We start from the raw sequence: 13270 nt of genomic DNA on the forward strand, positions 1-13270 counted from the left end.
GTTAAATATTATTAACAAAGACAAATATAGAAAAATATTGTATAATTCCCCTAAAATCTGCTTGTTTGTCATTATTTTAAATAATTTCTAATTCTTTTCCGACTTTTATAAATGCAGAAATAGCTTGATCTAAATGTTCTTTTTCATGTGCTGCTGATAGCTGCACACGAATACGAGCTTTATCCTTTGGTACAACTGGAAAAAAGAAGCCAATAACATAAATACCTTCTTTAAGTAATTGGTTTGCCATAGTTTGAGATAATTTGGCATCATACAACATAATAGGTACAATGGCAGAGTCTCCATCTATAATATCAAACCCAGCTTTTTTAATGCCAGCTTTAAAATAATCAGTGTTCCATGCGAGTTTATCTCGTAATGTGGTATCGGTAGCTAACATATCAAAAACTTTAATAGAAGCACCAACAATTGCTGGTGCTAAAGAGTTTGAAAACAAATACGGTCTTGAACGTTGTCTTAAAATTTCAATAACCTCTTTTTTTGCCGTTGTGTAGCCACCCATGGCACCACCCATTGCTTTTCCTAGAGTTCCAGTAATAATGTCAACACGATTCATAACTCCTTTTTCTTCAAGGGTACCGCGTCCTGTTTTTCCAATAAACCCTGTAGCATGACATTCATCAATCATTACTAAAGCGTCATACTTGTCAGCTAAATCGCAAATTTTATCTAAAGGCGCAACTAATCCATCCATAGAAAATACACCATCAGTAACAATAATTTTATGTCGCGCACCATTTTTATTAGCTTCAATAAGTTGATTTTCTAAATCTGCCATATCATTATTTTTGTACCGATATCTGGCTGCTTTACATAAGCGTACTCCATCAATAATAGATGCGTGGTTTAAAGAGTCTGAAATTATAGCATCTTCTTTTTCTAATAATGGTTCAAAAACACCGCCATTAGCATCAAAAGCAGCGGCATATAATATAGTATCTTCAGTTCCATAAAAATCTGCTATTTTTTGTTCTAACTCTTTATGGATATCTTGGGTACCACAAATGAAACGTACAGACGACATTCCAAATCCGTGGGTGTCCATAACGTCTTTAGCAGCCTGGATAACATCTGGGTGTGATGACAGTCCTAAATAATTATTTGCACAAAAGTTTAAAACGGTTTCACCTGTATTTAAAGTTATTTCAGCACCTTGAGCTGAAGTTATAACACGTTCGGTTTTATAAAGTCCGTTATTCTTTATTTCTTGTAATTCGTTTTCTAAATGTTGTTGTATTTTTCCGTACATAATCTTTAATGTTTATACAAAGTTAAAATTCTTTTATAGCAATGCTATCATTTATATAAATAAGTATTTTTTTAGTCACGTTCAGATTCATAATCTTTAAAACAGATTCGTAGCTTTCCAATTGATCAATATGTTTTGGCTTTTCTTTACCTGATTTATAGTCTATAATAACAGCTTCTTTATTGTTCCTTATTACCAAACGGTCTGGTCTTAATATGCTGCCATCATTTGATATAATATCACGCTCATTATAAACGGTTATATTTTCGTCCGTATAATAGGGTAGCAGTTTAGGGTGATTGATAATTTGCAATACCGTTTTCTTTAAAATAGGTGCTTGGAGATTATTAATGGTACCATTTTCTAAAAAGGATTGCAACACATATTCTACATCGGTTTCTGTTTTAATTTCGGCCATGATATCATGAATCAGATTTCCTTTTTCAATGGCCTTTTCTTGAATGGTATCCCACAAACTTGCCGAGCGCGTAACAACCTTAATATTGTGTGCTTCTTTTGGTGTTGAAATAAATCGGTTATTAATAATTGTTGTAGTTTCTTTTGGTTTCGTTTTTCCTTCTTTTAATTTATTTCCAAATTGATAGCGTAATTGCTTGTTTTCCCATTTTCCAATTTTTTGTAAATAGTTAATTAAAAATCCAGCATAACTTTTTTGGTTTACATTCCCCTTGGCACCAATATCTAATTTTGAAATCACATATAGTTGTTCAATAGGTCTAGTTAGGGCTACGTATAGTATATTGATATTATCTAATTCTAATTCCGCTTGATGTCTATTGAAAATTTCTTTACCAGCTTGACCATAGTTTTCAAAAGCCTTGCTGTAATTTAGTAAGGTATAGCGAAATCCGTTAAATGTTTCTGGATTAATTGGAAACCATTCTTGAGGCGTTACTTCACGATAAATATCCAAATCTGCAAAAGGAAAAATAACGACTGGAAACTCTAGTCCTTTTGATTTATGGACCGTCATGATTTGAATTGCTTGATATCCTTCGGGTGTTACTATACTCAATTTATCGTTTTTAGAATCGAAATAATGTAAGAAGCTACCAATATCAGCGAGTTGTTTTTCAGAAAATTCTAAAACAACATCCATATAATATTGAATAAAAGCATCGGAATGATGTACTAGTTTAAATTGGCGGATAATGGTTTCAACCAAATCATAGAATGATAGTTGAATTAATTCATTATAATTTATATAAAAACCTAGGTTTTCTAATTCTTTAAATAAGTCAGATATACTAAATGATATATGGGCTTTTAAGAAACTATGTTTGTCCTCAATGGCGCATAAGTGTGCAATATGTAGCAGGATATCAGCTTTTATTTCTTGATTTTCTGGTTGTAAAATAAAGCGTAATATATTGTTAATAAACTGTACGTTTTGAGAGCTGTTAAGTAACAAGGTTTCCGATGACATGATGCTTAAGCCTTGTTCGCTTAAATAATTAGCAATAGCAATGCCTTCTTTTTTCTTTCTAACTAATACACAAATATCGGCTTCATGATAACCGTTTTCTAAACAAGATTTAATGGTGTTATATACTTCTTCTGAATATGCTAAAGCTTTATCCTCTACACCATTTAAGTCTAGAAAATCTAATTGTACGTAGCCAGAGTCTTCTTTCCTAATGGTTTGTTTAGCAGCTTGATACAAACCACTATAATCTGGATTGCTAAAAATACTGTTGGATAAATAGTTAAAAAAACCATTATTAAAATTAATAATCTCCTGAAAACTTCTAAAGTTAGATTCTAATGGAATTATTTCAGGTTCTAAATGAAATGGGTTTTCGGTTTTGTTATATAGGTTGATAAACTGTTCAGCTTTCCCACCACGCCATCGGTATATGGCTTGTTTGGCATCGCCAACTATCATTATGCTTCCTGGTTGTGATGCTATGGCATTATCCAATAAAGGCGTTAAATTTTGCCATTGTAATTCAGAAGTGTCCTGAAATTCATCAATAAAATAATGTTTGAATTTTTCGCCAATACGCTCATATATAAAAGGGGTTGGCTGATTTTTTATTTCCTGACTAATCAAGCCATTAAACTCGGAAATAAGCATCAAATTTTGTTCTTCTTTTATAAGTTGTAATTCCGTATTTATAGCGCTTAATACAGAGAGCGGTGTTAAGTTTTTATATATAGCTTTAAGTAATTTGAAATTTAAAACGGCTGTTTTGGTGGTTATAAAAAATTCAGCTAATTGTGGTTGGATGCTCTCAATGGTTGCCGCAGTATTTGCATCAGTTTTAGATTTTGGGTAAATAGTGCTGCCTTCTACTAATTCGGTTGGCCATTTTGCAGAATCTATGTTTTGACTAAAATCGCCATCTGATACTTTTTTGAAATAATTAGGAATAGATGCTCGTGAGAAATTTTCAAATGCCAATCCGTTATCGGTTATAAAATCCAGCGCATGAGTTGCGCTATCTATACTTAACTGTTCTGTTTTTTTAATTTCCTCACGTAGTGTGTTTTTCAAAGCTTTAAAATCGTCTAAGGTTTTATCCTGGAGATTTTCAATAAACGGTTTGTCGTTCTCATTGACTAACAATTTTGCAATGGCATAAAAATCTCTCGAAACATCCCAGCTTTTATCGTCATCCGCTTTTTCAATTGCAAAATCTACTAATGTTTTTGTCAAACGTTTATCGGTTCCTGCTTTAGAGATTAATCGGTCTACAGCTTCGTTTAATAAAGTTTCTACATCTAATGCAACTTCAAAATTTAAAGGCAATTTTAAATCGTGAGCAAAAGTTCTAATAATTCTGTGAGTAAAACCATCTATTGTTGAAATATCAAAAGCAGCATAATTATGCAAAATGGCATCAAGAACCTGTTTACTTTTTGTTTTTAAATCATCTGCTGATAGTTCCAAATCGCTACAAAGAGCAACAAACATTGGGTTTGATGGATTCTGTATTTCTTCCGAAGAAAAATCTTTTAAAGCATCTATGATTCTAGTTTTCATTTCGCCAGCCGCTTTATTGGTGAAGGTTATGGCTAAAATATTCTTGAAGGCTAGTGTGCTAGAAGCTTTAAGCAAAATAGTTAAATAAGCTTTTACTAATGTGTAGGTTTTACCACTTCCCGCAGACGCGTTATAAATTAGATATGGATGGTTGACCAACATAATGAATTTGAAATTTTACACAAGATAAAAACTATCGATGATTTGATAGGTATTTATTATTTTTAATTGAAGGCGATATTCCGTAAATTTGAGAGAATTAAATTATTAACACTAAAAACAGATATATATTATGGCTTTCGAATTACCGAAATTAAAATATGCTTATGATGCGTTAGAGCCGCACATAGATGCACGCACAATGGAAATACATCACTCAAAACACCATGCTGGTTATACTTCAAAATTGAATGATGCTATAAAGGGTACCGATTTAGAAGGGAAAACAATAGAAAACATTCTTATTAATCTAGATATGGATAATAAGGCTGTTAGAAATAATGGTGGTGGTTTTTATAACCATTCTTTATTTTGGGAAGTCATGAATCCAGAAGGTAAAGGTCGTCTATCTGGCGATTTAAAAGATGCCATTGAAGCTGCATATGGCAGTGTGGAAGATTTTAAAACTAAATTCAGTAATGCAGCTGCAACGCAATTTGGTTCTGGTTGGGCTTGGTTGTGCGTTCATAAAGGTGGTAAAGTTGAAGTTTGCTCAACACCAAACCAAGACAATCCACTTATGCCAGCAGTTGGTTGTGGAGGTACACCAATTTTAGGATTAGATGTTTGGGAACATGCATATTATTTAAATTATCAAAACAGACGTCCAGATTATATTGATGCCTTTTTTAATGTTATCAATTGGAATGAAGTTGAAAGGCGCTATGCTGAAGCAAAATAAAGCATAATACCATTTATAAATATTTTGAAAGCAAACCTTTAGGGTTTGCTTTTTTTTTTAAAATCTATTTTCTGTAATAATCTATTTATAAATAGTTAATTTAATTGGACAGGTAAGAAGTAGTTAAAACCTGTATTTATGTACCCTGAAAGATGCTGAATTGCAATATTACTACAGTTATTGTAGTTTGTAATGTATTTTTATTGGTGGTCGTTGTTTTTGCAAAAATTGCTTGAACGTGAAGAGATGCCTAGAAGTCTTTTAGATTTCCTCCAATGTGGTATGAAATGAAAAAAGGCGAACAGATGTTCACCTTTTTTGCCCCAAATCTACCATAAACTTAACCTACTTATGTTATGGTGAAGCAAATAAACGGTACTTATATACCACTAAAAAAAATATTAGATAAACGACTTATAAATTAGGACAAACGAATAGCTTAAGTCAGAAACAGCTTTTTCTATGATTTTTTTTGAAACCTAATTACTTGAATATGAATGGCAAACTAAAAAAGCAGCCTAATTATTTAAAATACTAGTTCAAAAAAAAATAACTTCTTTAGAGGTTGAATAAAATAAAAAAAGGCGAACAGATGTTCACCTTTTTTTGCCCCAAATCTACCATGAACTTAACCTACTTATGTTATGGTGATTCTAAAGTATATTATTTTTAAGCGTAATAATTATAAATCAGTTGAAATACCTATAAATTCGATAAAGAGCGAAATTTGATAGGTAATAAGCACATATTCAACAGGTTAATAGGCGCGATCTTTGTTTCCTTCAAAGAAGTTAATGAATGCACGATTAACCACGCGATTACCGCCTACAGTTGGATAATTACCAGTAAAATACCAATCGCCTAAATTTTTAGGACACGCTTTGTGTAGATTCTCAATAGGTTGGAATATGGTAACAACTTCGGCATTGATATTTTCGTTAGATATTAATTCAGCTATTTTGTCTGAAATTGCATCCGCTGTGAATTGCGAATACAAATCTTTAACAAAATTACGAACATCTTTATCTTCTAAATTTACTTGTGCTTTGCATTTTTCATAGACTTCTTGAACTAAATGGTATTTATTGTTTTCTTCTAACAATTCTAACATGGCTCTAAAAGCAATTAAATCTTCCAAACGTGCCATATCAATACCATAGCAATCGGGATACCGAATTTGAGGTGCTGACGAGACGACTATAATTTTTTTAGGATGCAAGCGGTCCATCATTTTAATAATACTTTTCTTCAAGGTAGTACCACGTACAATGCTATCATCAATTATCACCAAGTTATCGGTTGGTTTGATAACGCCATAAGTAACATCATATACATGAGCCACTAAATCATCACGACTACTATCTTCTGTTATAAACGTTCTTAACTTAACATCCTTAATGGCTATTTTTTCAATGCGAGGTCTTTCAGATAATATGTTGGTAACAGCTTCTGCACTTAATTGGCCATTTCCATCTAGAATAGCCTGTGTTTTTTTCTTATTTAAATGCTCTTCTACCGTTTCAATCATTCCAAAGAAAGATGTTTCAGCGGTATTTGGGATGTATGAAAATACGGTGTTCTTCGTATCGTTATTGATAGCTTCTAAAACTTTTGGCATTAAAAATTTACCAAGGTTTTTACGTTCTTGATAAATTTCTGCATCACTACCACGAGAAAAATAAATGCGTTCAAAAGAACAGGCTTTACGCTCCAACGGCTCTAATATTTTTTTAATAGCAACTTCTCCGGACATTTTGGTTATAATAGCATGTCCTGGCTCTAACTCTTTAACATCCTCAAAGTCCACATTAAAAACGGTTTGGATAACTGGTCGTTCAGAAGCGACAACCACAATTTCATCATCTTTGTAATAATATGCAGGTCTAATTCCAGCAGGATCACGAAGAACAAATGAATCACCATGACCTAATAATCCAGCCATAGCATAACCACCATCCCAGTTTTTTGATGCTTTCTTTAATATTTTTGCTACGTTTAAACGTTCGGCAATTAATGCCGAACATTCGTTTTTACTATAGCCTTCTTTTTTTAATTTCTTATATAACTTGGAAACAGCATCATCTAAAAAATGACCTATTTTTTCCATGATCGTTATTGTATCTGCTTTTTCTTTAGGGTGCTGGCCAATTCTAACCAAGCCATCAAAAAGTTCATTAACATTGGTCATGTTAAAATTACCGGCTACAATTAGGTTTCGGTGCATCCAGTTATTTTGACGTAAAAAAGGATGAACACTTTCTACACTATTTTTTCCAAAGGTTCCGTAGCGTACATGTCCCAATAGTACTTCTCCTATATATGGAATGTTCTTTTTTTGTAGTTCTACATTATCAACATATTCAGGGTTTTCGGCAAACTCTTTATTAATCCGCTCGTTTATTTGGGCAAAAATATCTTGAATAGGTTGTTGTGCTATAGAACGAACACGGCTAATGTATCGCTCACCTGGTTGAGTATCTAGTTTAATGCTAGCAAAACCAGCACCATCTTGTCCACGATTGTGCTGTTTTTCCATTAGTAAATACATTTTGTTAACACCATAAAAGGCGCTGCCGTATTTTTCTTTATAGAATTCCAGTGGTTTTAGCAAGCGAATTTGGGCAATACCACATTCATGTTTTAAAGCGTCACTCATTGTGTTGTGTATCTAATTACGAGACTGTGTTTATATAAATTAAAAACGCGCTCCATGAAGGTGCGCGCTTGTGTTATGTTAGTTCAATATCAAATTGCGTTAAACTTTTAAATTGCTGCAAGCGTTTTTGAACATCGCTACTTTTTAAATTAACCATGCGTTCTGTACCAAATTTTTCAACACAAAAAGAGGCTAGTGTGGATCCATAAATGACAGCATTCTTCATGTTTTCAAACGTAACATCATCCGATTTTGCTAAATAGCCTGCAAAACCACCTGCAAATGTGTCGCCAGCACCTGTTGGGTCAAAAACTTCTTCCAACGGTAAAGCTGGTGCATAGAATACTTTCTCATTGTGAAACAATAAAGCACCATGTTCACCTTTTTTAATAACTACATATTCTGGTCCCATGTCGTGTATTTTCCTGGCAGCTACTACTAATGAGTATTCACCAGTTAGTTGTCTTGCTTCTTCATCATTAATGGTAATGACATCTACCTTTTTAATAACGTTTAGCAAATCGTCCAAAGCACAATCCATCCAGAAATTCATAGTATCTAAAATAACTAATTCTGGTTTGGTTTCCATTTGTTCTAAAACGCTTAATTGCACTAAAGGATGTAAGTTTCCTAGCATAACAATTTTAGCATCGCGATATTCGGTTGGAACCACTGGTTGAAAATCTGCTAATACATTTAGCTCTGTAGCCAAAGTATCGCGCGTATTCATATCGTTATGGTACTTACCACTCCAGAAGAATGTTTTGCCTTCTTTTACGATTTCGATACCTGAAATATCCACCTGTCTATCAGAAAGTAAATCTAAGTAGTCTTGTGGAAAATCGCCTCCAACAACAGATACTGCAGCAGCATCCACATTAAATTGCGATGCAGCTAGGCCAATATATGTGGCAGCACCTCCTAAAATTTTATCAGTTTTTCCGAAAGGTGTTTCAATAGCATCAAAAGCTACGGTTCCTACAATTACTAGTTTACTCATAAAAAGGTTTGAAAATTTGGTGCAAAGATACGGTTTTTAGTTACTAAATTCCGAATTAATTTTATCAGTGCATTTATGGTTGGTGTTAGAGGTCTGATTGTTTTTTTAGATTTGGTTAACAGGCTTGCAGGTGTTAGATGAACACAATAATACTTATTAAGCATACTGTAAAGTTTTATTTAAGTATGCTATTACCCAACGGTTTATTTATGTGTTTGATTTTTAATTTTTTACTCTTTTTTTCAGTGTAAAGTTCTATTTTCTTTGGATTTTTTTGACATTTAATTTTTATTTTTGCGGCCGAAATTAATTTTAACCCCAAATTTTATGACCAAAAAGTACTTTTCTATTCTATGATATTTTAAGGCTTGTCACTACAGTACTTGGACAAAACTATGGAACCATCTCAAACGGCTCCATTTCTTAAAGTCTTGGCAAGTATATAACACTTAAAATGATGATCAGCAAAGCTTTATTCTAGTATTATATTAAACAATATGCTATTTCTGAAACGTTAATCACACCTGAAGCAATAGATGTTTCTTTAAAGTGACAGGTTTGTCCAAACCCAACTTTTGGTGTTTAAGATTTTTTAATGTCAATTAACATACCAATCGGGTTTACGTTTTAGTGAAGATTATAAAAACGCTATGCCTTTGTTAGCAGCAAAAAATAATTACTCAACTTAATTGAAAAAAAATGAAAAAAAATTACTTATCCATTAAAACAACCTTAATTCTAGCTTTCACGTTTTTATTACAAAATTTAACAGCACAGTGTGTTGTAAGCAATAACCCTCAATTTGCAGCCCCATGGGAAAGTACCGCAAATTGGTCTATAGGTCAAGGCTTTACTGCAGAGTGTAGTGGTGCTTTAGAGTACGTTCAATTCCTTGCCGCTTCAACTGGTACCATTTCAGCTGGTACGCTTAAAGTATATAGTGGTAATACGGTTAGTGGAACACCTATTTATACGCAAGCGTATCCTGAAATAACCATTAGTCAAGTAAACGACCCTATTAGAATAAATGTTACTGGCAACGTAAATGTAAGTCAAAGTAACCAATATACTTTTGAATTTACCATAGATACAGGTATGAGTATTGTTGCCGATTTTGTTAATGAATATACTGGAGGTAATCTTTTCAGAGATGGAGTTGGTTTATCTATAACAGATGCCAAATTTTCAGTTTCAATTTCAGATGACACATTAGGTGTTGATGCGTTTAATGTTTCCAATAATATAAAAGTATTACCAAACCCTGCTTCTGAATATATTAAAGTTTCAGGCTTAAAAAATATAGCAACATATAGTATTTATAATGCATTAGGTTCAAAAATCACTCATGGTAAAATTTCTGATAATGAGGCTATTGATATTAAAAGCTTCGCCAATGGTTTGTACTTTTTAAAATTAGAAAATGGTAACACCGTAAAATTTATTAAATATTAAACAACTCAATGTTTTTGCTAACACAGGCATCAAGAACGCTGTATCTTTTAAAAGATATAGCGTTTTTTATTTCCTGCCAAAATCAGCAGGAATTTCTCCCCAAGCCTTGGTTTCCCATTTTACAATGGTTGTGGTGTACGTGTTTTCATTTAGCCATTTTACACCACGGTCTACCAATTCAAAAAGTTTAGCGTTTTTTTCATTTCGTGGTAATTTGGTATTGCAGGTTTTTTTGCGCACCCAACTCATAGCTATTTTAGAATCCGTGTACAAAATGCGGTCACTATTATGTTGCTTTAAAAAGGCTAAACCGTGAACAAGCGCTAAAAATTCACCAATATTATTCGTTCCTTCTGGAAAAGGGCCTTGTATAAATAACTGCTTTTTGGTTTTGGTATCTACACCTCTATATTCCATTACGCCTGGGTTTCCAGACGATGCCGCATCAACAGCTATCGAATTGTAATTAGGTTGTCCTATTTTTTTAAGCTGGGCTTCGGATAATTCACTTTTAAAAGCTGTTTTCTTCCCAATAAAATCTTTGTAATTGCTATTCAAGGCTTTTTTAGCAGCATCAAAGGTGTCAAAAGATTTATAAACCGCACCTTGGTAATCTTTAACTTGGGCTTTGCAGTCATTCCAAGACTCAAAAACACCAGTTTTATGACCTTTCCAAACGGTATAATATTTCTTTTTCTTTTTACTCATATTTGTTTCCCTTCTCTTTTAAAGAAGGTATTAATAACTTTTCTATCACTTTCGGAAAATGTTCCATTTCCAAAGCATGAATTTTTTTCGCCACATCTTCAGCTGTATCAGTTGGTAACACGGGACACGTAGTTTGAAATATCAGAGCGCCTTGGTCATAATGTTCGTTTACCAAATGAATACTAATACCAGTTTTAGTTTCTTTATTGGTAACTACAGCCTGATGCACATGCATGCCATACATGCCTTTGCCTCCATAATTAGGTAAAAGTGCAGGATGTATATTAATTACTTTATTAGGGAAAGCAGCTAGAATATGTTCGGGAAATTTCCAAAGAAAACCAGCCAATACAATTAAATCAGGTTGAAAGGTTTTAAGTACGTTTAATACATCATCCGATTTAGAAAACGCTTGTCTGTTAAAAGAAAACGCACTTATATTGAGGTTTTTAGCACGCTCTAGTACTTTGGCATGAGGATTGTTGGTTAGTATGTGCGTAACTTCAACATGCGCGTTGTTTTGAAAAAACCTAATTAAATTTTCAGCATTAGATCCAGATCCGGACGCAAAAATTACAATACGTTTCATATAGCAGCTTGTCATGTCATGATTAGTAACGCAAAAAAAAGAATAAATTATAACAATTAGCAGGTAAATGGGATTTACTTAAAGGAAATTTAGTAAATTACCACCACATTTTTACAGTAAAGGTGTGGAATAAGAATAAAATTTTTATTTTTGCCAACTAATTAAAACTTAAAATTAAAAGATTATGTCAGACATTGCATCAAGAGTAAAAGCGATTATCGTAGACAAATTAGGTGTTGATGAAAACGAGGTTGTAACTGAAGCTAGCTTCACAAACGATTTAGGAGCAGATTCATTAGACACTGTAGAATTAATCATGGAATTCGAAAAAGAATTCGATATTCAAATCCCAGACGATCAAGCAGAAAACATTGCAACGGTTGGTCAAGCTATCTCTTATATAGAAACAGCAAAATAATTCATTAGAATTTATGGAATTAAGGCGAGTTGTAGTTACTGGATTAGGAGCACTAACACCTATAGGAAATACCAAGGACGAATATTGGGAAGCACTTATTAGTGGAAAAAGTGGTGCTGCACCCATAACGTATTTTGATACTGAAAAGTTCAAAACCAAATTCGCTTGTGAATTAAAAAACTTTAATGCCACCGATTTTCTTGATAGAAAAGAAGCGCGAAAAATGGACCGGTTTACGCAGTACGCAATGGTTGCTTCAGATGAAGCTATTGCAGATTCGAAACTGGACCTTGACGCGGTAAACAAATTAAGAGTCGGTGTAATTTGGGGTGCAGGAATAGGTGGTTTGGAAACCTTCCAAGACGAAGTATTAAACTTTGCAGCTGGAGATGGTACGCCAAGATTTAACCCTTTTTTCATTCCGAAAATGATTGCAGATATTGCACCAGGCAACATTTCCATTAAACATGGATTTATGGGTCCTAATTATACAACAGTATCTGCTTGTGCATCTTCTGCCAATGCCATGATTGATGCCCTAAACTATATACGTTTGGGTCATTGTGATGTGGTTGTAACAGGTGGAAGTGAAGCTGCAGTAACCATAGCAGGTATGGGTGGTTTTAATGCCATGCATGCCTTATCAACAAGAAACGAAAGCCCTGAAACAGCCTCAAGACCTTTTGATGCAACCAGAGATGGTTTTGTATTAGGTGAAGGTGCTGGAGCCATAGTTCTTGAAGATTATGAACATGCCAAAGCACGTGGTGCTAAAATTTATGCGGAAGTAGTAGGAGGCGGTATGTCTTCAGATGCTTACCACATGACAGCGCCACATCCAGAAGGAATTGGTGTGATTGCAGTAATGAAAAATTGTTTAGAAAATGCAGGCCTAAAACCAGAAGAAGTTGATCATATCAACACGCATGGAACGTCAACACCTCTAGGAGATGTTGCCGAACTAAAAGCGATTTCGGAAGTGTTTGGAGCACATGCAAAAACTATTAATATTAATTCAACAAAATCCATGACAGGTCACCTATTAGGTGCAGCTGGTGCTATTGAGTCCATTGCGTCTATATTAGCAATGGAACACGGAATAGTGCCACCTACCATAAACCATGAGGTTGTTGATGAAAATATTGATTCTGAATTAAATTTAACATTAAACAAAGCACAAAAACGCGATGTTAAAGTTGCTATGAGTAATACGTTTGGCTTTGGTGGCCATAATGCATGCGTATTATTTAAAAAAATTGATTAAATAAC

At 33.6% G+C, this 13270-nt stretch carries 10 protein-coding genes; 4 read left to right on the top strand and 6 right to left on the bottom strand.

Features of this window, described 5'->3' with window-relative positions; translation table 11 throughout:
- Positions 1-76: 76 nt before the first annotated feature.
- Positions 77-1270, bottom strand: coding sequence for a glycine C-acetyltransferase (gene kbl / locus BM239_RS03760; RefSeq protein ID WP_092206287.1), 1194 nt, complete (start codon positions 1268-1270; stop codon positions 77-79).
- Between the two features lie 22 nt (positions 1271-1292).
- Complete coding sequence (locus BM239_RS03765; protein WP_092206288.1) at positions 1293-4439, bottom strand: UvrD-helicase domain-containing protein; 3147 nt, start codon at positions 4437-4439, stop codon at positions 1293-1295.
- A gap of 130 nt (positions 4440-4569) precedes the next feature.
- Between BM239_RS03765 and BM239_RS03770 the strand changes: the two genes are divergently transcribed.
- Positions 4570-5178: a superoxide dismutase gene (locus BM239_RS03770; RefSeq protein ID WP_092206289.1), complete on the top strand. Its 609-nt coding sequence runs from the start codon at positions 4570-4572 to the stop codon at positions 5176-5178.
- A 757-nt stretch (positions 5179-5935) separates the two neighbouring features.
- On the opposite strand, the gene BM239_RS03775 is transcribed toward BM239_RS03770, so the two are convergent.
- A complete protein-coding gene (locus BM239_RS03775) occupies positions 5936-7834 on the bottom strand; it encodes an amidophosphoribosyltransferase (protein ID WP_092206290.1) in 1899 nt (632 codons plus the stop codon).
- Between the two features lie 73 nt (positions 7835-7907).
- The gene (locus BM239_RS03780) at positions 7908-8834 is read right to left on the bottom strand and encodes a PfkB family carbohydrate kinase (protein ID WP_092206291.1); all 927 of its coding nucleotides are present in this window, start codon (positions 8832-8834) and stop codon (positions 7908-7910) included.
- A gap of 699 nt (positions 8835-9533) precedes the next feature.
- Between BM239_RS03780 and BM239_RS03785 the strand changes: the two genes are divergently transcribed.
- Entirely contained in the window at positions 9534-10286 is a 753-nt protein-coding gene (locus tag BM239_RS03785) for a T9SS type A sorting domain-containing protein (protein WP_092206292.1), read from the top strand.
- Positions 10287-10352: 66 nt separating this feature from the next.
- Here BM239_RS03785 and BM239_RS03790 read toward each other — a convergent pair whose 3' ends face one another.
- Positions 10353-10994, bottom strand: a complete 642-nt coding sequence (locus tag BM239_RS03790; RefSeq protein ID WP_092206293.1) for a ribonuclease H1 domain-containing protein — start codon at positions 10992-10994, stop codon at positions 10353-10355.
- Positions 10987-11583, bottom strand: a complete 597-nt coding sequence (purN, locus tag BM239_RS03795) for a phosphoribosylglycinamide formyltransferase (protein WP_092206294.1) — start codon at positions 11581-11583, stop codon at positions 10987-10989. Before purN ends, BM239_RS03790 begins: the two co-directional genes overlap by 8 nt.
- A 184-nt stretch (positions 11584-11767) precedes the next feature.
- On the opposite strand from purN, the gene BM239_RS03800 reads away from it, so the two are divergent.
- Entirely contained in the window at positions 11768-12001 is a 234-nt protein-coding gene (locus tag BM239_RS03800) for an acyl carrier protein (RefSeq protein WP_008637711.1), read from the top strand.
- A gap of 13 nt (positions 12002-12014) precedes the next feature.
- The gene (gene fabF / locus BM239_RS03805; protein WP_092206295.1) at positions 12015-13265 is read left to right on the top strand and encodes a beta-ketoacyl-ACP synthase II; all 1251 of its coding nucleotides are present in this window, start codon (positions 12015-12017) and stop codon (positions 13263-13265) included.
- The last annotated feature ends 5 nt before the right edge of the window (positions 13266-13270 follow it).

It is taken from the genome of Algorimicrobium echini (genome assembly GCF_900115185.1).
Taxonomy (GTDB): Bacteria; Bacteroidota; Bacteroidia; order Flavobacteriales; family Flavobacteriaceae; genus Algorimicrobium; species Algorimicrobium echini.